The 20,792-nt window shown below is 62.7% G+C and carries 19 protein-coding genes; 12 read left to right on the forward strand and 7 right to left on the reverse strand.

What is annotated here, in order from left to right; translation table 11 throughout:
- Positions 1-11: 11 nt before the first annotated feature.
- Complete coding sequence (gene tssB / locus KSS94_RS14620; protein WP_217838811.1) at positions 12-521, reverse strand: type VI secretion system contractile sheath small subunit; 510 nt, start codon at positions 519-521, stop codon at positions 12-14.
- Positions 522-554: 33 nt separating this feature from the next.
- Positions 555-2,117 (reverse strand): type VI secretion system protein TssA, encoded by a 1,563-nt coding sequence (tssA, locus tag KSS94_RS14625; protein WP_217838812.1) that lies wholly within the window; start codon positions 2,115-2,117, stop codon positions 555-557.
- Between the two features lie 768 nt (positions 2,118-2,885).
- Between tssA and KSS94_RS14630 the strand changes: the two genes are divergently transcribed.
- The 11 genes from KSS94_RS14630 to KSS94_RS14680 all read left to right on the forward strand — a co-directional run bounded on the left by KSS94_RS14630 (position 2,886) and on the right by KSS94_RS14680 (position 15,352).
- The gene (locus KSS94_RS14630; RefSeq protein WP_217838813.1) at positions 2,886-3,404 is read left to right on the forward strand and encodes an Hcp family type VI secretion system effector; all 519 of its coding nucleotides are present in this window, start codon (positions 2,886-2,888) and stop codon (positions 3,402-3,404) included.
- Positions 3,405-3,549: 145 nt separating this feature from the next.
- A complete protein-coding gene (locus tag KSS94_RS14635) occupies positions 3,550-5,607 on the forward strand; it encodes a type VI secretion system Vgr family protein (protein WP_217838814.1) in 2,058 nt (685 codons plus the stop codon).
- A complete protein-coding gene (locus KSS94_RS14640) occupies positions 5,589-6,434 on the forward strand; it encodes a DUF4123 domain-containing protein (protein WP_217838815.1) in 846 nt (281 codons plus the stop codon). The genes KSS94_RS14635 and KSS94_RS14640 overlap by 19 nt, the downstream gene beginning before the upstream one ends.
- Positions 6,424-9,642, forward strand: a complete 3,219-nt coding sequence (locus tag KSS94_RS14645; RefSeq protein WP_217838816.1) for a hypothetical protein — start codon at positions 6,424-6,426, stop codon at positions 9,640-9,642. Before KSS94_RS14640 ends, KSS94_RS14645 begins: the two co-directional genes overlap by 11 nt.
- Positions 9,632-10,594, forward strand: a complete 963-nt coding sequence (locus tag KSS94_RS14650) for a tetratricopeptide repeat protein (protein ID WP_217838817.1) — start codon at positions 9,632-9,634, stop codon at positions 10,592-10,594. The genes KSS94_RS14645 and KSS94_RS14650 overlap by 11 nt, the downstream gene beginning before the upstream one ends.
- Positions 10,591-11,580, forward strand: coding sequence for a tetratricopeptide repeat protein (locus tag KSS94_RS14655; RefSeq protein ID WP_217838818.1), 990 nt, complete (start codon positions 10,591-10,593; stop codon positions 11,578-11,580). The genes KSS94_RS14650 and KSS94_RS14655 overlap by 4 nt, the downstream gene beginning before the upstream one ends.
- 109 nt (positions 11,581-11,689) lie before the next feature.
- On the forward strand, positions 11,690-12,388 hold the full coding sequence (locus KSS94_RS14660) for a class I SAM-dependent methyltransferase (protein ID WP_217838819.1): 699 nt from the start codon (positions 11,690-11,692) through the stop codon (positions 12,386-12,388).
- A gap of 28 nt (positions 12,389-12,416) precedes the next feature.
- Positions 12,417-13,556 carry a class C beta-lactamase gene (gene ampC, locus KSS94_RS14665; protein WP_217838820.1) on the forward strand — a complete coding sequence of 380 codons (1,140 nt, stop codon included), beginning with the start codon at positions 12,417-12,419 and terminating at the stop codon, positions 13,554-13,556.
- A 2-nt stretch (positions 13,557-13,558) separates the two neighbouring features.
- Positions 13,559-14,182: a glutathione S-transferase family protein gene (locus KSS94_RS14670; protein ID WP_217838821.1), complete on the forward strand. Its 624-nt coding sequence runs from the start codon at positions 13,559-13,561 to the stop codon at positions 14,180-14,182.
- A 307-nt stretch (positions 14,183-14,489) separates the two neighbouring features.
- Positions 14,490-14,822 carry a hypothetical protein gene (locus KSS94_RS14675; RefSeq protein ID WP_217838822.1) on the forward strand — a complete coding sequence of 111 codons (333 nt, stop codon included), beginning with the start codon at positions 14,490-14,492 and terminating at the stop codon, positions 14,820-14,822.
- A 95-nt stretch (positions 14,823-14,917) separates the two neighbouring features.
- The gene (locus KSS94_RS14680; RefSeq protein ID WP_217838823.1) at positions 14,918-15,352 is read left to right on the forward strand and encodes a group II truncated hemoglobin; all 435 of its coding nucleotides are present in this window, start codon (positions 14,918-14,920) and stop codon (positions 15,350-15,352) included.
- Between the two features lie 119 nt (positions 15,353-15,471).
- Here the strand turns inward: KSS94_RS14680 and KSS94_RS14685 are convergent, their stop codons facing one another.
- The 4 genes from KSS94_RS14685 to KSS94_RS14700 form a co-directional block, all read right to left on the reverse strand.
- Positions 15,472-15,777 (reverse strand): hypothetical protein, encoded by a 306-nt coding sequence (locus KSS94_RS14685; RefSeq protein WP_217838824.1) that lies wholly within the window; start codon positions 15,775-15,777, stop codon positions 15,472-15,474.
- A gap of 202 nt (positions 15,778-15,979) precedes the next feature.
- Entirely contained in the window at positions 15,980-16,168 is a 189-nt protein-coding gene (locus KSS94_RS14690) for a hypothetical protein (protein WP_217838825.1), read from the reverse strand.
- 142 nt (positions 16,169-16,310) lie between these two features.
- Positions 16,311-16,631 carry a heavy metal-binding domain-containing protein gene (locus tag KSS94_RS14695; protein ID WP_217838826.1) on the reverse strand — a complete coding sequence of 107 codons (321 nt, stop codon included), beginning with the start codon at positions 16,629-16,631 and terminating at the stop codon, positions 16,311-16,313.
- Between the two features lie 156 nt (positions 16,632-16,787).
- Entirely contained in the window at positions 16,788-17,672 is an 885-nt protein-coding gene (locus KSS94_RS14700; protein WP_217838827.1) for an EamA family transporter, read from the reverse strand.
- Positions 17,673-17,925: 253 nt separating this feature from the next.
- On the opposite strand from KSS94_RS14700, the gene KSS94_RS14705 reads away from it, so the two are divergent.
- On the forward strand, positions 17,926-19,323 hold the full coding sequence (locus KSS94_RS14705) for a purine-cytosine permease family protein (protein ID WP_217838828.1): 1,398 nt from the start codon (positions 17,926-17,928) through the stop codon (positions 19,321-19,323).
- A gap of 157 nt (positions 19,324-19,480) precedes the next feature.
- Here KSS94_RS14705 and KSS94_RS14710 read toward each other — a convergent pair whose 3' ends face one another.
- Complete coding sequence (locus KSS94_RS14710) at positions 19,481-20,728, reverse strand: IS256 family transposase (RefSeq protein ID WP_217838745.1); 1,248 nt, start codon at positions 20,726-20,728, stop codon at positions 19,481-19,483.
- Positions 20,729-20,792 lie beyond the last annotated feature (64 nt).

The following is a 20,792-nucleotide window of genomic DNA, read 5'->3' on the forward strand; positions in this document are numbered from 1 at the left end:
GGGGTCCGGGCTCAAGCGTCCTGTTGCGGGGTGGCATCCATGCCCAGCTCGCCGAGCACACGATTGCGCGCTTCGTCGTCAGCCAGGACGCCTTCGATGGCCTTGCGGAAGGCCGGCGCGTTGCCCAGCGGGCCTTTGAGCGCCACCAGTGCCTCGCGCAGTTCCATCAGCTTTTTCAGCTCCGGGATCTGCTCGACCAGGTTGGCCGGGTTGAAGTCCTTCATGGCGCCGACCTTGATCTTCACCGCCAGCTCTTCGCCTTCGGCGACATCGTCCTGCAGGCGGTTGGGCACGCTGAGGGTGAGGCTCAGGCTCTGCTTGGCCAGTACGTCATCGAAGTTGTTCTTGTCGATGCTGATCGGCTTGCGGTCTTCGATCTTGCGATCGTCGAGACGCTGGGTGAAATCGCCGAGCACCATCAGTTTGAGCGGCAGCTCGATTTCTTCCTGGGCATCGCCCAGGGCCGGTTTGAAGGTGACGTTGATGCGTTCCTTGGGTGCTACCGAGCCTTCTTTGGCCATCGGTCTTCTCCTTTGCGGTTACGGCCCGAGGGCCTAATCGAGCACCACCTCGAGATCGAGGTGGCACAACCTGCGGTAAACCTCGTCCTTGCGCTCGCGCACCTCATGGTTCTGCGGCAGCAGTTCGCAGCTGCTGTGCAGCAGCTGCAGCACCTGCAGGGCCAGCGCCGGTTCCCAGGCATCCAGCCCTGAGTCGTGCAACTGACGGTCGAGGGATTCGAGCTGGGTACGGGCCAGCTCGTACTTCTTGGCGTGGTGGCAAAGCCGCGCCAGGGTGAATTGCCAGAAAAACCGTTCGCGCCCGCCCTGGGCGGCCTGCATGGCTTGCTTGAGTTGCTGCACGGCGGCCTTCAGGCCGTCCTTGCGCAGCACTGGCTGGGCCGCCTCCAGGGCTTGCTCCCAGGCCGGCAGGCGCTCTTGCTCGCTGGGCTCGGGCGGGCGCACCGCGGCCGGGGCCTGCAGGTGCGGCAGCACGGTGGCGCTGATCCAGGCCAGGGTGGCAGGGCCGGCGAACGGCTGGCCGTCGTGAAAGCGCAGGCCGGTGATGCCCGGCAGGCGCTGCAGGAACAACGCAAAGGTCATTTCCACTTCGCGCAGGGCGGCGTCGCTGCCCAGGGCCTGCAGGCATTCCCAGGCCAGATGCTGGCCATCGAACCAGAACGGCGCACGGGCCAGGCTGGCTTCGACGTCCACCAGCAGGTCAGCGTACTTGCCGGCCTCGAAACGCTGGCGGTAGTCACTGAGTTTGTCGGCAGTCAGGCCGCGCAACGCGGTGACCTGCTCGGCGTTGCGGTCGGGCAACCCTTCGATCGGCAGCCAGGCCAGGGTGCGGTTTAGGCGCAGGGCGCGCAGGTCGCTGGCTTTTTGCTTGAGCCACCAGGCGGCCAGCGGCCGGCCGCCGTCCTGCAGGCCGCGCATGGCCTTGTGGGCGTCTTTTTCGTTGTCGATGGCAGCGCCGGGGGTGAGCAACTGGGTGGCGGCCTGCTTGACCTGGGCCACCACCGCACCGACGCTGCCGGGCTCGGGCTGGCCTTCGCCGCCGCGCTGCACCTTCTGCGCCAGGCGCCGGCGCATCGGCAGCAGCAAGGGCGCATCGTCACCCAGGTGGCCGCCGAGGGTTTCGTCCAGTGCCTCGAGGTGCTCGACCATGGCGCGGAACAGCGGCAGCTGGTCCTTCACCGGCACGTCGTCGCTGAGCACCTGCTCCAGGCGCGGCATCAGCCAGGCGAAGGCGCCGCTGCGGGTGCGCACCTTGAGCGGGTGCACCTCGGCCCAGTGCTGCTGGCACAGGTGGCGCAACATGCCCAGGCCGGCCAGCAGGCCGACGAAGGATTCACGCTGGTGCAGGGCCCAGATCAGCCAGACGCAGATGCGCAGGTCGCGGGTCTGGTCGCGCAGCAGTGCCTCGCAGCCCTCGACCACCTTGGCCCAGTCGATGCGCCCGGCATCGTGCATCGCCAGGCCCTTGTTGAGCTCTTCTTCCAGCGCCTCGAACTCGCTGGAAAAGCGCACGTCTTCACCGGCGAACGCAGCGCCGGGCACAGGCGTTTTCACCAGTTCGAGATAATGTGCGCACAACTTGCTTGAATAGGTCATCCGTGGCTTCTGTAAACAATTACCGGGCGCGTTGCGATCAACTTCCATAACGCGCTGGTAATGAATGCCGTACACCGTTTTTTCCTTGGCAGTACTGGCACCCGGGGGGTTAGGCGGTTGGATCCTAAAGGGCGTTTTAGGCAGATGCAAGCACACTGATATCACTGATTTTTTTACATTTTGCCCTTGCAAAGCGATTTTCAGCAGATGCGAGTTGCGCCGAAAATAAAGCGAAATACCCCGCAAAACGCCTGATTTAGAGGGCTTGAAACGAGAAACGCATCACACAAATGATGCTGGACTTTCTGAAATTTCCCACAGCAACCACTCCGCGCCCCCTACACGACATAGGGGTTTCCCCTACATCAAATGGAGGCTTCCCTGATACAAAAAACACCCTTTTGAAAGTTTGTCGAAAAGTAACCGAGCAAATCTTCGCCGCAGCAGCTGACTGGTACAGCGCAACAAGCAGCATTGCGCAAAAAGTTGCGCAGTCTGCCGGGCAAAAGTGTGCAGTGGATGAGGCTCAAGGTCAGAGCCGACAAGGGCTGGAGTGCAAGTGCGCAACTTTTTGCGCACTACTGCGCAAAAAGTTGCGCAACTTCAGGCTGTTTTTGCCGAGACGGTGAACTTCGAGCACAACAAAAAGCCCGCAACCCCTTGAATTTACTGGGCGCAAGGTTTTCTGGCACGCAAATTGGAATGCACTTGGGCAACCGGGCCACAAGTTCCCGGCCAACCGATATCCATTCCGCAAGGAGAGCTGCAATGCCAACACCCGCGTACCTGACCCTGCAGGGCACCAAACAAGGCCTGATCACCGCCGGCACCTTCACCGAAGATTCGGTCGGCAACATCTTCCAGGAAGGCCACGAGGACGAGATTCTCGTTCAGGCCTTCGACCACCAGGTGATCATCCCGCGTGACCCGCAGTCCGGCCAGCCCACCGGCCAGCGCGTACACAAGCCGCTGAAGATCACCAAGGTGTTCGACAAGTCCTCGCCGCTGATCTTCACCGCCCTGACCAGCGGTGAGCGCCTGACCGAGTGCACCCTGAAGTGGTTCCGCACCTCGGCTTCCGGTACCCAGGAGCACTACTACACCATCAAGCTCGAAGACGCGATCATCGTCGACGTGCAGTCCAACATGGCTAACTGCCAGGACCCGAACATGGCGCACTTCACCCACCTCGAAGACGTCTACTTCACCTACCGCAAAATCACCTGGACCCACGAAGTCTCCGGCACTTCCGGCTCCGATGACTGGCGTGCCCCGGTCTCGGCCTAAGCGCCCGTGACCCCGCCGGCGGCCCTTCGGGGCCGTCGGCGCTTGCCGCGCAGCACCCACCTGCACCTCGGCCCCGCCGAGCCCCGGGCCTTGCCAGGAGGCATGCCCCACCGCGCCACCGCCACCTTGACCAGGAGGACACTGGATGTTCACGCCGGCCAACCAGCCATCGTTCACCCTCGCCATCCAGGGCGCCAACAGCGACCTGCGGGTACTGGCTTTCACCGGCTTCGAGGCGCTCAACCAGCCTTACGCCTTCGACCTGCAACTGATCAGCGAATACCCCGCGCTCGACCTCAGCGAGCTGCTGCACAAGCCCGCCTTCTTCAGCTTTACCCCCGAAGGCCAGGGCATCCACGGCATCATCGACCGCATCGCCCAGGGCGATTCGGGCAAGCGCTTCACCCGCTACGAAATCACCTTGCGCCCGCGCCTGGCGCGCCTGGCCCACCGGGTGAACCAACGCATCTTCCAGGACCTCACGGTCCCCGAAATCATCACCCAGGTGCTCAAGGACCACGGCATCCTCGGCGACGCCCACGAGTTCCACCTGGGCTACGAGTACCCGCCACGCAACTATTGCGTGCAGTACAACGAGTCCGACCTGCATTTCATCCAGCGCCTGTGCGAGGAAGAGGGCCTGAGCTACCACTTCCAGCACAGCAGCGGCGACCATCGCCTGGTGTTCGGCGACGACCAGACCGTGTTCCCCAAGCTGGCCGCCGTGACCTACCAGCAAGACAGCGGCCAGGTGGCCGACGACCCGGTCATCAAGCAACTGGCCGTGCGCGTGGAAACCCGCACCACCCGAGCCACCCGCCGCGACTACGACTTCAAGAACCCGCGCCTGCTGCTGGAAAGCGCCCACAGCACCGAGCGTGCCCCGGACCTCGAAGACTACGACTACCCTGGCCGCTTCACCGACCGCGAACGCGGCAAGCTGCTGGCCACCCGCGCGGTACAGCGCCACCGCGCCGACTACCGCCTGGCCGAGGGCTGCGGCGACGTGGCGCGGCTGGTCAGCGGGCACTTCCTGCCCCTGGCCGGCCACGGCCGCGACGAGTGGAACGACCTGTGGCTGCTGACCAGCATCCGCCACGAGGGCAAGCAGCCCCAGGTACTGGAAGAGGCCCTGCCCAGCGCCACCACTGCGCACAAGGACGACTTCCACCAGGGCTACCGCAACAGCTTCACCGCCACCCCCTGGGACCAACCCTTCCGCCCTGCCCTGCGCCATGACAAACAGCGCATCCGCGGCAGCCAGCGCGCCCTGGTCACCGGCCCCGCCGGCGAGGAGATCCACTGCGACAGCCACGGCCGGGTCAAGGTGCAGTTCTTCTGGGACCGCGAAGGCGCCGGCGACGACCAGACCAGCTGCTGGCTGCGGGTGTCTTCGGCCTGGGCCGGCGCCCGCTACGGCGGCATAGCCATTCCGCGCATCGGCATGGAAGTGCTGGTGGGCTTTCTGGAGGGCGACCCCGACCAGCCGCTGGTCACCGGGTGCCTGTACCACCGCGAGAACGCGGTGCCCTACCCGCTGCCGGCGAACAAGACCCGCAGCGTGTTCAAGACCCTCAGCAGCCCCGGCGGCAAGGGCTTCAACGAGCTGCGCATCGAGGACAAGAAGGGCCAGGAGCAGATCTTCATCAATGCCCAGCGCGACTGGGAGCAGCGCATTCTGCACGACCAGAAGATCCGCGTGGGCCGCCAGCGCCACGACACCGTCGAGGCCAACAGCCACACCGAATTCAAGGCCGAAGAACACACCACCGTCGACCTTGACCGCAAAGCCGAATGCCGCGCCGACGACCACCTGACCATCGCCGTCAGCCAGCACTTGAAGATCGCCACCGGCCAGTTCATCGAGGCCGGTACCGAGATTCACCTGAGCAGCGGGCAGAAGGTGGTGATGGAGGCCGGCGCCGCGCTGACGCTCAAAGCCGGCGGCAGCTGGGTGCAGATCGACGGGGGTGGCGTGGCCATGAGCGGCGCCAGCATCAAGCTCAACCAGGGCGGCAGCCCCGGGGTCGGCACGGCGGTGGCGGCGTTGCTGCCGGGCCCGCTGCGCCAGGCGATTGCCGCGCTGGCCGGCGCCGTCCCCGCACCTGCCGCGCTCAACCCATCCGGCATCACGCGGCTGTGCGGCAAGCAGAGCGGCGGAGGCTGTAGCCGTGAGGACTGCACATGTCTGAATCGATCCTGAACGCGCTGTTCGCCACCCCCAGCTGCACGCTGGACGCGCTCGAGCCTGCGCCCGCGCTGACCTTCATCATCGACCAGGGCATCGAGCCAGATGCCCTGGCCAGCCTGTACCAGCTCGGCGAGCCGTTCGAACCCACCCTGTTGCTCAAGGACAGCGAGTTCGCCGGGCTGGCCTTGCAGGGCCCGTTCAGCTTCAGCGCGGCACCGGGCAGCGTGCTGGCCGAGAACGCCGCAGCGCTCTGCCTGGCCAGGCGCTGTGGTATGGTCCTCGCCGCGCCCTGCCCGGAGCAGGCCGTGGCGCACATGCGCACGCTGCTGAAGGTCAATGACGGCTCTGGCGGGCAGAGCCTGTTGAGCCTTGGCAATCCGCACCTGTGGGCGGCGCTGATGTTGACTGCCGGGCCCAACGCGCCACGGCTGTTCGGCCCGCTGGGGCAGATACTGACGCCGGTGCCGGCGCACCTGGAGGTGGCCGAGCAGCCGTGGTACCTGTGGCCCGCCCCGCCGCAACAGCAGGTGGATGGCCCGCAGTGGCCCTACGACTTGCCGCCAGGTTTGCGGCCCACGGCCCGCACCCTTCGGCTGCTCTACTGGCTGGACGGTGAGCACGTGATATTCGGTTCGCCAAAAGGCGGCGAGGTACCCACGGCAGTGGCCAACCTCGAAACACTGATCGAGCACGGCATCAGCGAGGGGCGTGACCTCAAGCAACTGCCCGGGCACGTCAACGGGTCGTTGCTGGCAGATAACGCGCAGGCCATGGCGATTCTGCGCAGTGACGCAAAGCCCTCCGCCAAGTCCGAGCAGTTAGCCGGCCTTGCTGGATAAAACGGCCAATGACCTGGGCCGGCAACAGATGAATGGAAGCGACATGGCAAACGATACCGCGCAACAAACCAGCTGCCCCGCCGAGCCGGCGGCCGCGCCAAAAGTTCTGGAGCTGCCCCCGCGCCCTCCTGCCAACGAGCCCTCCGAGCGCTTCGACGAACCGCCCATGGGCTGCTCGACGCAGTTCGACGACATCCTCTACTCCACCGAGCAACAGGAGTTCTGGCTGCTGCCGAAAAGGGCCGCCACGCAGATAGACCAGGCGATCGATACCCTGGCCGGGCAGATCTCGCCTGCAAAGGCCGCGGACGAGCGCAAGAAGGGGCTCGACCAGTGCGGGCTGCTCGACTACTTCCTCGAGCCGCACCTGAGCAACTTCCTCGAAGGCGAGGACCAGGCCCGCCTGCTGGAAATCGAACGTGAAGAGCCGCACATCGAAGACCCCAGCCGCGCCATGCGCATCAAGACTGCGGCCAGGAAGCAAGCTGCCGGGCCCAAGCCTGCAGCGGCGCCGGAAGACCGCATGCAGGTCATGCGTGACCAGGAGCAGATGCGCCTGGACCAGGAAGAATTTCGCGGCATGCTCAAGCTCCACCACGAGTGGCAGCAATTGTGCAACAAGGCCATCGCGCAAGCCCGGCAGCAGGGGTACACCTACGAAGCCGGCAGCCTTTTCCAGCCCGAGGCGATCACGGCGCGTTCATGGGTGCAGCGTTACCTCGAATTGCGCAAAGTTGCCCTGGCCAAGGGCGACTTCGACATGGACGCCGAGGCCGTGGCGCAGTACCTCGCCGAGGACAAGAAACAATTCGAGGCCGCCATTTACTGCACAGAGGATTGCAGCTCGAAGATGCAGAGCTACGTCGACTGGAAAGCCACCCACAGCGACAAGCAAAACTACGCCGACTATCGCACTGCCATCCTGAAGGCTGCCGACTACGGCCTGGCGCTGCCCGAATATGCGCTGCTGCCTGGACAGGGCCCGGACATCACCGACGGCATCAAGAAGTTCAAGGAGTACCTGAAGCTCGAATCGGCGCAGTTCAAGCTGATCGAAACGATGCGCAACAAGTACAAGAGCTGGATCGAAGCTACCGGTGAGAGCATCCCTGCCCCCGCAAGCCTGGTCGATGACGAGCGCGCCGCTTGGGAGAAACTGGAGGCCCAACGCAAGGCGCTGCAGGCGGTCGCGCAGGCCAACGTCGATAGCGGCTTCCCCCGCCGCCATCTGCTGTGGAACCCGCAAGACTTCAAACCCAAGCCGGTCGAACGCTTGGTCAAGGCCGATTTCCCGCTGCGTGAAGTGAGCCGGCTGAAAACGCCGAAGAAACCACTGAGCTATTTCAGCCTGCTCAACCTGGATGACGTCGGCCAGTACTTGAAAACCTCCGTGAAGACCTCGCTGAAGAAGTCGGGCAAGGCGCTGAAGGGCAAGCCCGCCAGCAGCAACGGCAAGGCCGGGGTCGATACCGCAACGCCGGTCTTCCATGAATGGCTCAAGCGCGAAGGCGCCGTGCGCATCCGTGACCAGGATGATGACTGGTTCGATGCCGAAGGCTGGTTTGATATCGACAAGTTCCAAAAATACCTGGATAGCAAGCATTACAAGGTGGAGACGCTGTCTACGGAGGGCGGTAGGGCAGAATGGGGCGAGCGGCTGCGCCAGATGGTGTTCAAGGACAGTGTCCGCCGTGAACTGCGCCTGTTCGATCCCAGCCCCCAGGCCCAACTGGTGCGTTGCCTGGTGCCTTCCCAGGAACGAATCCATGGCAGCACCAAGGTGACCGGCCCCGCCTTGAGCGCCACCAAAGGCGCGACTGCCTCGGCCAACGTCACCCTCGACATCGACCTGGCCCGGGGCGAGGTCGACCTGTTCAAGGTCGACCTGCCCTCGCGCAGCGAGGCCCAACCGGTCAAGTTGACCTACCAGAACTACCGCGGCGAGAAGTGCGATATCGAGCTCGGCCGTTTCTCGATGCATTTTGCTGCCAAAGCCTGGGGCTTCGCAGGCGCGTCGATGCTATTGTCCACCCAGATTGAAGTGAGCCCGGGCAATACCCGCTACGGCTATGGCCTCACTCCCATTGAAGAGGCCACCCGCAACGAGGGCACCTACAACAGTGCCAGTTCGCAAAAGAGCGGCCAGGTGCTCAACGGCAGCGCCGCCCAGGTCAAGATCGACAAGGGTGTCAGCGGCAAATTCAGTGTATTCGCAGGCACGCAAGCAGGCATTCAATTGACCGGCGCCCTCAACTGGGCGCCGCCGCCAAGCCTGATCCCCATGCAACCGGACAAGAACACCAGCGAATGGCTGAGCCTGGCGCGCCTGACGGTCGATGCCGCGGCAGCGTTCGGCGCAGGTGCCTCAGCCGGGTTCGACCTGTCCTTGCACGAGGGGCGGCTTATCCTGAACATGAAGGCGGCCTGGATCAGCGGCCCGGGTGCATCGGGCTCGTTCAAATTCGAGGTTGGCTACCAGGGTATTGCCGACATCCTTCATCTGTTCCGCCGTGAGCTGCACAAGAACAACAATCAACCGCTGGAATGGGTGGACGGGCCGGCGGGGTCTTACATGTCCGTGCTCAACAGAATGGGCGTCTTGGGGTTTGACCCGACCATGGCTTACCTGATGGCCTATGACAACGTCATGTCGTTGTATGAGGCATTGACCAGGCAAGGGCGCGGCGGGTTGTTGGCGCATATGATCGTGACCTACCCCAAAATGCAAGAGCTGAAAAAATGGGTGGTCATGGCCCCTGCAGACTCGTTGGGGCCGCTTCTCTACGCGCTGTCATCTGCGCCCCGAGGCTTTGAGACCCCCACCGCCTCCGATGGCGGCAAGAAAAAATACAGCAGTCAAGAATGTCATCTGGTCCAACAGCAGGCCATTTCAAGGTTGATCGCCTGGATTGCAGCAGACGTCAATGAGCATTCCCAACAACAATTCGTCGAGTCCTGCATCCGCATGAACAAGTTCGGCGAACGGCCTGAAAATTTCGGGCAGACTTACTGCACCAACCGCATCAATTTGGACATGTTCATGAAAGAGCCCGTTCTGCGATTCTCTCGTTCAGATGGCACAACAGCACGAGAAGACTTCATAAGAAATTCGGCTTTGCTAGGCACCCATATGGACAGCAAGTGCGAAATCACTTACTTCAATAGAAACCTCGAAAACCCAGCAGGATTCTCCAAATATGTTGGCTAAGCTAACGGCCTTGACCGTACTTTTGCTGAGCACACTCTCCTTCCCGAGTGCCCAGGCAGATGAGCGCAGTATCATTGAAGTGGCAAAGGTCTTGTACCAGCAGAGAAAACCTGCGCTGGCACAACTGAAAGAAGCGGCCGCCCTCGGCGACGCAGAATCACAGTTCTACTTGGCAGAGGAACTTAGCGGCCCGTTGGAGCAGATGACGCAAGCGTCGGCCTTCTGGTACGAGAAATCTGCCGCCCAAGGTGATATGTACGCCATGTACCGCCTCGCTTTTCAGAATACCGATGTCTGCCAGGCGCTCCAGAACTGCCCGGCAGATGGCGTCCCGGCGCAGGTCTGGAAGGACAAACTCACGGGCATCGCCCAGAGCAGGTCGAAGCATGGCGACGGCGAGGCCATGTCCATGATGTACTTGCTGACCGATGACCTCGACTGGTTGGAACAATCGGCAAATGCTGGCGACGCGAGCTCGCAATGGCTACTCGCCAACCGCTACCGTGAAGGGCACGGTATCTTCTTGATACCCAGCAACCGAAAGAAGGAAGAGGAGCGCCTGCTGAAACTGGCCGCCGAAAATGGCTTGCCGAAAGCGCAGATCGAGTACGCCGGGCTGTTAGCCGAGCGCGGAGATAATGCCGAGGGTGAACAGTGGTACCTCAAGGCGGTCAATAGCAGCTATATCACCGCCCTTTCAAGTTACGCACATATGCTGGAGCGAGGAGATCTCTACAACATTCCCAAAAACCCGCAAAAGGCCTACGAGTTTCATAGCCTGGTCTTGAGCCTGGACACTGCCGACATGCTCCATGAAACGACTGCTGAACGAATGAGCATGCTGGAAAAGACGCTGTCACCCAGCGAGATAGCGCAGGCCAGGGTAAACGCCGACGCGTGGGCAAAAACACACCCACCCCTTTCGTTCTACCGAATGAAGCTCGGCCTATGAGAAGCCCGCACATCCAAAACGCCCACCCGATCGCTTCATTCCTGGCTGCGGCATTGACCACACTCTTGTTACCCGTCGCATGGTCAGACGAACAGGGTACGGCCATCGTTGCCAACGCCAAGATACTCTACAACCAACGAGTACCGGCAATCCCGCAGCTCCGAGCTGCCGCAGAGCTGGGCGATCCAGAGTCTCAATTCTATTTGGCCGAGTCGCTTAGCCAACCGCTGTTCACGATGAGCAAAGAGGCCTATGCATGGTACGAAAAATCCGCCAACCAAGGTGATCTTTATGCCATGTATCGACTGGCATACCAAGACAATGAGATCTGTAAGATCATGCAGAACTGCATTGCCCCTGAAAGAGCGCCTAGCGACTGGAAGAAACAGCTGATCAGCAGCGCTAAAGAAAAAGCCAGGCTCGGCGACGGCGAAGCCATGTCCATCCTGTATTTCATCACTAATGACTTGATGTGGCTGGAAAAGGCCGCCGAGGCGGGTGATTCAAATGCTCAATGGCTACTTGCCAATCGCTATAGCGAAGGCCGAGGCTTCTTTATAATTCCAAGCAACCGAAAAAAAGCAGAAGAGCGACTTCTAAAACTTGCCGCCGAGAACGGCTCCCCTAAAGCCCAGATCGCGTATGCAGGGCTACTTGCAGAACGCGGCGACAATGAAGTAGGTGCAAAGTGGTACCTGGCAGCCGTGAATCAGAGCTACATAACCGCTCTCTCTAGCTACGCCTACATGTTTGAGCTTGGCGGATTCTACGACTTCCCAAAAAACCCGATAAAGGCTTATTCATTTCATTTGATCGTTTCCAGCTTGGAGACAAAGGATCAACTTCACGTAGAAACAGAAGCCCGCCTAAAGTCACTGAAAAAGTATCTATCCCCACAAGACCTGGAAACTGCAAAATCCTTCGCGGACGATTGGATAAAGAGCCACCCTCCTCTATCTCTCTACAGAATGAAACTCGGCATGTGAGTGGCCTTGGTACTTTCGACTCGACTGCAAACTCAGGCTAAATGAGAGGGCTCACACCCGCGCAAATCCTGCCTATCCTTGCCCTACCCGCCCCCATCGAACCCGGCCCATGCCCACCGACAACCCCCTGCTGCACAGCTGGCACCTCAACGCCCAAGCCTGGATCGACGCCGTGCGCTCGGGCGCCATCGCCTCGCGCCGCCAGGTCACCGACCAGGCCATCCTGCTGGCCGTGCTCGGCCTGCAACCGCAGCGCGTGCTCGACCTGGGCTGCGGCGAGGGCTGGCTGTTGCGCGCACTGGCCGAACGCGGGGTTGCGGCGGTGGGCGTGGATGGCGATGCGAAATTGGTCGCGGCGGCGCAGGCCGCAGGTTCGCCGGCGGTGCACCAGGCCAGCTACGAGCAACTGGCCGAGGGGCGGGTGAATATCGGGCGTGGCTTTGACGCGGTATGCGCCAACTTCGCCTTGTTGCAGCAGGACATCATCCCACTGCTGCAGGCCATGCAGGGGCTGCTGGCGCCTGATGGCTCGCTGGTGATCCAGACCTTGCACCCGTGGGCCGCAGCGGCCGGCGACTACCAGGACGGCTGGCGCGAAGAGTCGTTCGCCGGCTTTGCCGGTGACTGGCAACCGATGCCCTGGTACTTCCGCACCTTGGGCAGTTGGCTGAACGCACTGACCCTGGCCGGCTTTACCCTCGCCGAGCTGCGCGAGCCGCAGCACCCGCAAAGCCCGCTGCCGCAATCGCTGCTGTTGCTGGCGCGGCCTTGTTCGCCACCCGTGCCAGGCGCTATCGTCGGCAGCTGACTGTCGCTGCCGAAAAGGACCACCGCCAATGCCCCGCCCCACTGCCACGCTGCTCAGCGCAGCCCTGGCACTGATCGCCCCGCCGCTGCTGGCCGCCGACCTGCAAACCACCGTGGACGACACCATCGAACCCTTGATGCGCGAGCACGGCATCGCCGGCATGGCCGTGGCCGTGTATGCCAACGGCCAGGCCCACTACTTCAGCTACGGCTGGGCCGACAAGCGCGAAAAGCAGGCGGTGACCCGCGACACGCTGTTCGAGATCGGCTCGGTGAGCAAGACCTTTACCGCCACCCTGGCCGCCCTGGCCAGCGCCGAAGGCACTCTCGACCTCAACGCCCCCGCCAGCCAGTACCAGCCAGCCCTGGCCGGCACGCCAATCGGCAAAGCCAGCGTGCTGGAGCTGGGCGCCTACAGCGGCGACTGCCTGCCGCTGCAGTTCCCGGACGCCGTGCAAACGCCCGAACAGACCCTGGCGTTCTTCCAGCATTGGCAACGGCGCAGCGAGCACGGCACCCAGCGCTGCTATTCCAACCCCAGCCTGGGGCTGTTCGGCGACCTGGCCGCGCGGGCGCAGCAAAAACCTTTCGCCGAGGTGATGAACCGCGTATTGCTGCCGCGCCTGGGCCTGCAACACACCTGGCTCGAAGTACCGGCCAGCCAGCGCGGGCTGTACGCCCAGGGCTACGATGCCGACAACAAGCCGGTACGGGTAAGCCCCGGCCCCTACGCCGAGCAGGCCTACGGCATCAAGACCAGCGCCAGCGACCTGCTGCAGTACGTCCAGCTGCAGCTGCAACCGGCCAAGCTGGACCGCCCCCTGCGCCAGGCCATCGCCATCACCCAGGGCGGCTACTTCCAGGTCGGCGCCATGGTCCAGGGCCTGGGCTGGGAGCGCTACCCGTGGCCGGCCAGCCTCGACACCCTGCTCGCCGGCAATAGCGTGCAGATGATCCGCGAGCCCCAGGCCACCCATGCCATCAACCCGGCACTGCCGGCAGCCCCGGCCGCCTGGTACAACAAGACCGGTGCCACCAGTGGCTTCGGCGCCTACATCGCCTTCGTGCCAGCGCAGCAGATGGGCATCGTGCTGCTGGCCAACCGTAACTACCCCAATGAAGCCCGGGTGCGCGCCGCGCACCGCATTCTGACCAGCATGGAGCAGTGAAGATGTTGAGAATCCTCGGCAAGGCCCCGTCGATCAACGTGCGCAAGGTGCTGTGGACCTGCAGCGAACTGGGCCTGGCCTATGCACGGGAAGACTGGGGCAGCGGCTTTCAGCCTACCGACGCGCCGCAGTTTCTGGCGCTGAACCCCAACGCCATGGTGCCGGTGATCGTCGACGGTGATTTCGTGCTGTGGGAGTCCAACACCATCATTCGTTACCTGGCCAACCAGCATGGCGGCGCCCACCTCTACCCTGCCGCCCCACGTGCCCGCGCCGCAGTGGATCAGTGGCTGGACTGGCAGGCCACCGACCTCAACGATGCCTGGCGCTACCCGTTCATGTCGCTGGTGCGCCAGTCGCCGGCGCACCAGGACCCGGCGCTGCTGGCCGCCGGCTGCGCCACCTGGAACGCCCGCATGCAACTGCTTGAGCAACGCCTGCAAGCCACCGGTGCCTATGTGGCCGGCAGCGACTTCAGCCTGGCCGACGTGGTCATCGGCCTGTCGTTGAACCGCTGGCGGCGTACCCTGGAACAGCGCCCGAACCTGCCGGCGCTGGAGGCCTACCATGCGCGTCTGCGTCAGCGTCCGGGCTTCCTCGAGCATGGCGATAACGGCCTGGTCTGATAGCCGCTGATGGATTGTCCGACAAGATGTAGTGACAAAAAATAATCACTACAAAACTGTTGACGCCCCTCTCGGCCCTTGTGCATGATGAGGCCGTCTCCCTGATCGGGAGCGGTGGCAAGGGTGTTCCAGACGGCCTGCGCGGTAACGCAGGCCGTTCGTGGAGAGGGAAACTGCCCAGAAGGCAGCGTGAGAAAGCCCCTGTTGCGATGCTGCTGTAGCAGCCTTGGTTAGCGCGCTACATGAGTAGTGCCGAATGTGAAATTCACCACGAACTTCACCAACGAATGAGAGTAATGGGGGCTTTATGATGAACTTGAACAACAATCCAACCATCGACCAACTGGCCCAGCTGTTCGCCGCGCGCAAGGACAGCCTGGACGACCACCTGCTGTGGGTCAGCCAAACTGGCGAGGTCCGCCTGGACCGCCTGCCGCCGAACACGGTCGAAGATGAATTCGAATCGCACATGCCCAGCATGCGCGCACGCTTCAAGGTCTACCGCCGTGGCCAGGGCTACGTCGGCAAGAAGGCCGCGGCCGACACCACCTTCGTCGGCCAGGTGCTCGAGACCCTGCAACAAGAATGGCCCGGCGCCCGCGAGCGCCAGGCAGTGAAGGTGATCGACACGCTGAACTGACACGGCGCGTCAACCACCGCAGCTTCAGCCCGGCCCACAAGGCCGGGCTTTTTCATGCCTGCTAGAATGGCCGCCCCTGCCCTCTGGAGCCCTCGATGAACGCCCCCACCTATGGTACCGACGATGCCTCGTACCAGGCCGCTGGCGGTATCGACGGCCTGCGCCGGCTGGTCGACGACTTCTACCGGCTGATGGATGAACGCCCCGAGGCCGCCAGCGTGCGGCAGATGCACCCGGCGGACCTGGCTGGCTCGCGGGACAAGCTTGCGTGCTTTCTCAGTGGCTGGCTGGGCGGGCCGCGCCTGTACAGCGAGCGTTATGGCGCGATCGCCATCCCGACGTTCCATGCACAGTGGCCAATCGGCGAGGCGCACAGCGCCATCTGGCTGGACTGCATGGCGCGGGCCATCGCCCTGCAGCCGTGGCCGGCGGATTTTGCCGAATACTTGCTGCGCCAGTTGCGGGTGCCGGCGCAGCGGATTGTGCAGGCCAGTGGCAACCGGCATGGTCAGGGCAGTGCTGGCCTGTGATGCGTGGGAGCATCTGTATTGTGCTGCCTGTACCGGCCTCATCGCCGGCAAGCCAGCTCCTACAGGTACAACGTAGTCTTGAAGCTTATTCGGTCCCTGTGGGAGCGGGCTTGTCCCGCTCAGGCCTGCAGTCTGCGCGGCATCTGCACTGGCATCGGCAAGGCCCCGGTCGCCAACGCCCGCGCCCGGTCCACGCCCCACACCAGCGCACGGGTCATGGTTTCGCCCGGCCGCGCCGGGTAGTACTCCTCCAGCATCGCCTCGCCATTGCGGGCATACACGCCCAGAAACAACTGGGTCGCCCCCAGCCGCGACAAGCGCACCTGTACATCCAGGCTGGTGCCGTCGCTGAGTTCTTCATCGTGGCTGCGGCTGTGCAGTTGCGCATCGGCCCATTGCCAGTAGGTTGCTTCCCTGATTCGCATCGGCGGCGGTACTCCCTGTATTCGAATGCCGCGCAAGAAAAGCACACACCCGCGCCAACGGCGAGGACGACCTGCCGATTCTCTGCGCGGGATCAACAAAGTGAAGGAAAAGTTGACCGCTGGGCGGCTGGCCAACCCCGGCAGCCAAGCCCCCCGTAGGAGCCGGCTTGCCGGCGATAGCCCTGATGCGGTTTAAAGAGGGTTACTTCTTCGACGGAACACGCGGGGTAAAGCGGCCCTTCTTGCTGCGCTGCAGGTGCGCAGGTTGCAGTTGCTCCGAATCATCCAGGGTCATGTGGGCGAAACCCAGGCGAAACGCCGCCTGGCCGCAGCGCACCTGGCTGTTGATCGGAAATGAATCGTTCAAATCTTCGAAGTAGGATTCGCTCATGCCCTTGTCTCCCTCCAATGGTGACCGTGCCGGCAGGCAATGCGCCCGCCTGATTAAGCTGCGGCCCAGATGAAGTGAGACTAGCCGGTCATTTGCAGACCGGCCGGACAAAACCGCCTTGCCCGACCAGTGGCACTTGGCCTTACTTCAAGCGCACCGCAGTACCGGTGGCGAACACCACGACCATGCCGCCCTGCACCGACGGCATGCTGATTTCGAAGTCCACACCCAGCACTGCATCGGCGTGCAACAGCCGTGCCCGCGCCTGCAATTCTTCGGTGGCCTGCTCGCGGGCCAGCTTCAGCGCGCTCTCCAGGGTTTGCGAGCGGCCGCCGAAGAAGTCGCGAAAGCGTGCGAAGAAATCGCGCACGAAGTTGATCCCCTGCACCGATTCGGCGCTGACCACGCCGAGGTATTCGGCAACAGGGCGGCCTTCGAGCTGGCTGGTGGTGGAGATGATCATGGATGGGGCTCCGTGCGGCTGGCGTTGAAAAAGACGCCGAGTCTAACAGAGCCTCCAGACAGGCCGCCCCCCTGTAGGAGCCGGGTTGTCGGCGATCCGGCGCAGCCGGCCAGTTTTGTACGGAAGGTTACGGCCCCATCGCCGGCAGGCCGGCTCCTACACGCTGGCAGCGCGCAGGCGTTGGCCCAGACGCGGGCCGAATACATTGATCAGCAGGCCCAGCATCACCAGCAGCGCGCCCCAGCCCTGGGCCGCACTCAGGCGCTCGCCCAGCAGCAATGCCGAGGAGCTCAGACCGATGACCGGCACCAACAGCGAGAACGGCGCCACCTTGCCCGCCGGGTGGCGCGATAGCAGTGTGCTCCACAGGCTGTAGCCAAGCATGGTGGCGACGAAGGCCAGGTAGATCAGCGCCAGTACCGAGCTCCAGCTGATGTTGAGCAGCGCATGACTGATGCGCTCCGGCCCCTCCAGCCACCACGACAGCGCCAGAAACGGCAGCGGCGGAATCAGCCCGCCCCAGATCACCAGGGCCACCAGGTCGACCTTGCCGAAACGCCGGGTGATGATGTTGCCCATGCCCCACATGGCGCCGCCGCACAGGGTCAGCAGCAAGGCGATTACCGGCACATGGCTGCTGTTCTCGCTGCCGATCACCGCCAGCCCGCCGGCAGCCACCAGCAAACCGATCACGCCGGCCAGGCGCAGGCGCTCACCCAGGAACAATGCCGCAAAGCCCAGGGTGAAGAACGCCTGCGACTGCAGCACCAGCGAGGCCAGCCCCGGCGGCATGCCGCTGTACATGGCCTGGAACAGGAAGGCGAACTGGCCCAGGGAAATGGTCGCGCCATAGGCGATCAGCCAGCGCCACGGCAGCTTCGGGCGCTTGACCAGCAGCACCGCCGGGAACGCCACCAGGGCAAAGCGCAGCGCGCCGAGCAACATTGGCGGCAGGCCGTCGAGGCCGACTTTGATCACCACGAAATTGACGCCCCAGGCGATGATCACCACCAGGGCGATCAGCAGGTCCTTGAGTGGCATGGCACGCATTCCTTCTTCAGGCTTGTTCTAGTCATATTTGGTTACAGCATAAGGTTATTCCCGGGCCATGGACCAGCACAGTTGTGCAAAGCCCTTGCGTAACAGTGCGCTGTGATGGCCCAAGTGGATCGCTCACCGGGGTGGAATCCTTCACTTGACCTTACTTGTATAGACATGCTCATATCAAAGCTCGGCCATGACCATTGTCGCGCCGATAAAACCGCCTAAAACAAAAACGAAGCGGAGCCCCCTGATGTCCAGCAAACCTGTGATCGAGCGGCGCTCGATCGATTACATCCCAGAGTCCGAGCGCCATGGGCGCGTATACAGCCAGTTCACCCTGTGGCTGGGTGCCAACCTGCAGATCACCGCCATCGTCACCGGGGCCCTGGCCGTGGTACTGGGCGGTGATGTGTTCTGGTCGCTGATCGGGCTGTTGCTCGGCCAGTTGATCGGCGGCGCGGTGATGGCCCTGCATGCAGCCCAGGGCCCGCGCCTGGGGCTGCCGCAGATGATCTCCAGCCGCGTGCAGTTCGGCGTGTATGGCGCGGCCATTCCCATGGTGCTGGTATGCCTGATGTACCTGGGTTTCACCGCCACTGGCATGGTGCTGTCGGGCCAAGCCATCGGCCAGTTGCTCAGTGTCAGTGACAGCAGCGGTATCTTGATCTTCGCCGCGGTGATCGTGCTGGCCACGCTGGCCGGCTACCGGGTGATTCACTGGATCGGCCGGGTGGCCAGCGTGCTGGGCATCATCGCCTTCGTCTACCTGTTCAGCCGCATCCTGCTGTTGGCCGACATCGGCCAGTTGCTCGACAACCGTCACTTCAGCTGGGCCAGCTTCCTGCTGGCGGTGTCGCTGGCGGCGTCCTGGCAGATCGCCTTCGGCCCTTACGTGGCGGACTACTCGCGCTACTTGCCCAGCAGCACTTCGCCGATGAAGACCTTCCTCGCCGCAGGCCTGGGTTCGGTGCTCGGCGCGCAAGCGTCGATGATCCTCGGGGTATTCGCCGCCGCCATTGCCGGCGGGCAGTTCTCGGGGCGAGAAGTCGCCTACATCGTCGGTTTGGGTGGCGCCGGCACCACGGCGGCGCTTTTGTACTTCTGCATCGCCTTCGGCAAGGTGACCATCTCGACGCTCAACAGCTACGGCAGCTTCATGTGCATCGCCACCATCATCAGTGGGTTGCGCGGCCACCTGCAGATCAGCCGCCTGCAACGCCTGGTGTTCGTGCTGGTGATCGTTGGCGCGGCCACCCTGGTGGCGTTGCTGGGGCAGCATTCGTTCCTCAGCGCGTTCAAGTCGTTCATTTTGTTCCTGCTGACCTTCTTCGTGCCGTGGAGCGCGGTGAACCTGGTGGACTACTACTTCATCACCAAGGAGCGTTACGACATCCCGGCGCTGGCCGACCCGGACGGGCGCTATGGGCGCTGGAACTGGCCTGGCATTGGCGTATACACCTTTGGGGTGCTGGTGCAGATGCCGTTTATCGACACAAAGCTGTATACCGGGCCGATGGTGGCGCATTTGGGGGGCGTGGATGTGTCGTGGTTGATCGGGCTGGTGGTGCCTAGCGTGTTGTACTACTGGGTGGCGCGACGGCGGGGGCGTGAGGTGCCAGCGGGGATTATTGTGCCTGGGGGGCGGTGAGGTCGGGTTCGGGGTCGCGGCTTATGGTGATTGCTTTTGAGATGTATGCGGATTCCATTGACGAGGGACTGTCAGATTTTTTGTGTGCGGGCCGGGGGACTGTCAGATTTTTTGTGTGCGGGCCGGTAACGGCCTGCCGTCAGGCAGGCCCTGATTCTCACCAGGTCGGCCTGATGAACCGATCTCCATACAGAATCGCGAATTGATTCATCGCGCTTTTCCAGTCATGGGCCGGCTTTCCCCAATTGGCTGTTATGTTGCGCAATCCCAGCCAGATCAGTTTGGTCGCTGCGTCATCATTCGGGAAATGCCCGCGAGTCTTGATGACCTTGCGTAGCTGGGCGTTGATGCTCTCGATGGCGTTGGTGGTATAGATCACTTTCCGGATGGCGGGCGGGAAAACAAAGAATGGAATCACGCGATCCCAAGCCCGTCTCCAAGCAGCCACCACCGTTGGATATTTCTCCCCCCACGGCCCGTTCTCAAACTCATCGAGTGCTTGCTCAGCCGCTTCAGCATTGATGGCTTGGTAAATCGGCTTCAGCTCCTTGGCCAGAGCTCGCCGCTTGTCCCAGGCCGCGAAGTCGAGGCTGTTGCGGATCAGGTGCACGATGCACGTTTGCAACGTCGTCTCTGGAAACACGGCACTGAGAGCCTCTGGCATACCTTTGAGGCCATCGGTCACGGCAATCAGCACATCTTCGACACCGCGCGTCTTGAGATCGTTAAAGACCTTCATCCAAAACTTCGCACCCTCGGTGTTCTCGATCCAGATGCCCAGGATATCTCGCGTTCCGTCGGGAAGAACGCCCAGGGCCAAGTAAATGGCCTTGTTGCGCACCAGGCCCTCTTCGCGGATCTTCACCCGCAGCGCATCGAAGAAAATGACCGGGTACATCGGCTCCAGTGGCCGCTGTTGCCACGCGCCAATCTCGTCCATGACCTCGTCTGTCACAGAGCTGATGAAGTCGGGTGAGACCTCTGTTCCATACTGCTCGGACAGAAAGGCTCGGATCTCTCTGACCGTCATTCCACGGGCGTACATGGCGATGATCTTGTCATCGAAACCGGTGTAACGCCGCTCATGCTTGGGGATCAGAATGGGCGCAAAACTACCGTCTCGATCGCGAGGGATTTCCAGTCGTAGCGGGCCATCGCCGGTCAAAACCGTCTTGCCACTCTTGCCGTTACGCTGATTGGTTTCATCCGCCGGGCGCTGCGCGCCCGGCGGATAACCCAGGTGGTGACCGAGTTCGGCACTCAAGGCACGCTCGATCAAGGCCTTCTTGAACGCCGCTGAGGCATCCTCGATTGCTTCTGCGGACATCAGGCCCTCGCCGAACTGCTCCAGCAGCTCTTTGGGGATTTTTGGCAGGTCACGCAAGGGTTTCTTTTTGGTTGGCATACATGCACCTCTTACTCATGTTATGCCCGAACACAAAATTTCTGACACCCTCACCAACTAACCA

Origin of the sequence: Pseudomonas fakonensis (genome assembly GCF_019139895.1) — a bacterium.
GTDB classification, from domain to species: domain Bacteria; phylum Pseudomonadota; class Gammaproteobacteria; order Pseudomonadales; family Pseudomonadaceae; genus Aquipseudomonas; species Aquipseudomonas fakonensis.